Source organism: Amycolatopsis sp. NPDC059657 (assembly GCF_042734395.1).
Lineage (GTDB): Bacteria > Actinomycetota > Actinomycetes > Mycobacteriales > Pseudonocardiaceae > Amycolatopsis.
This window is the reverse complement of sequence record NZ_JBHWEB010000070.1, coordinates 1-1,031: the sequence shown is the minus strand read 5'-3', so window position 1 is coordinate 1,031 and position 1,031 is coordinate 1.

Here is a 1,031-nt window from a genome sequence, read left to right as displayed (position 1 = left end):
ACCGCCAACAGGAGTCGAGCCGTCAGCGGGCTTGGTGCCCACAACGGGAGTCGAGCCGTCAGCAGACTTGGTGCCCACAACGGGAACCACGCCATCCGCAGACTTCACACCACCAACCGGCGTCGAGCCATCCGCAGACTTGGCACCAACGTGAGTCGTGCCATCACGCCCGGATTCGACTGTCACCGGCTGCCCGGTCTTCGCACCGTCCGTGCCACGTCCGCCGTCCACGACCACGCGCGGCTCGTTGCCGCGAGAACCCGAGCCCGGCTCGACCGGGCCACCGGTCTTCACGGTGCTGTCGGGAACACGTGTTCCAGCGCCCTCCCTCGCGTCCGTGTCCCGCACCGGAGACGCCGGGTCGCCCGCATTGCGTCCGGTGCCCGGCTGCTGCCCGCCAGGTTCCTGAACTGGGCGAGTTCCACCACCCTGAACCGTGTGTTCGCCGGTACCGGTGTACTCACGAGAGCTGGTGACCTGCGGCTCACCCGGCTTCGCGCCCGGGGCCAACGACCGGTCGCCGCCGGACGGAGAACCGCTTTCGGGAGCCGTGGACGGCTTACCTCCGGGGACTGGTTGCTCCTGGCCGCGGGTACCGGCCGACGGCTGGCTCTGGGTCTCTGGTTCGCCGGGCCGACCGCCCGTGCCCGTGCCCGTGCCCGAGGACCGCGTGGAGTCACCGCCGTGGCCAGTCGACGGCTGCGTGGTCTCACCGCTCCGACCACCGGCGACGCCCGACGGAGCACCCGGCGTCTCCGACACACCCGGCCGACCACCGGTCGTCGACGGAATCCCGTCACCACCCCGAGCACCACCGGCGCCCGTGGTCGTGGTCGCTGATGCCTGAGGCGTGCCACCGCCGGTAGTCGTGGGCGACGGCTGAGTTGCCGGCTCACCCGCACGACCACCACCCGCCGAAGTAGTCGGCTGCGTCGTCGGCTCACCCGCACGACCACCACCCGCCGAAGTAGTCGGCTGCGTCGTCGGCTCACCCGCACGACCACCACCCGCCGAAGTAGTCGGCTGCGTCG